Source organism: Helicobacter labacensis (assembly GCF_003660285.1).
Lineage (GTDB): Bacteria > Campylobacterota > Campylobacteria > Campylobacterales > Helicobacteraceae > Helicobacter > Helicobacter labacensis.
The window spans coordinates 1-225 of record NZ_QXQQ01000071.1; the positions used below are offsets into that span (position 1 = coordinate 1).

1 protein-coding gene is annotated in these 225 nt (G+C 42.7%); it reads right to left on the reverse strand.

Annotated elements, in window-relative coordinates; all coding sequences use genetic code 11:
• On the reverse strand, positions 1-225 hold a 225-nt coding region (locus EAO33_RS08940), incomplete at both ends, for a portal protein (protein ID WP_456237266.1).

Sequence of the window (225 nt, forward strand, 5' to 3'; positions counted from 1 at the left end):
GGCTTGGTTGTTCATGAATTGAATCTTGCCCTCTTTGAGCGCGCCCGGGCGCACTTTCACAATGGCGTTATCTAAAGCCATTTGTTCTATAAACTCATCAATGTTCAAAACGCTATCTTCTTCAAACATCGCCTTAAAACTCCCCATCATATTGCCCATTCTGTTCTCGGCAAAGTTGATGTAATCTTGCATGGGTTTGATGTCTCTAAAAAGCCCATAATAGCG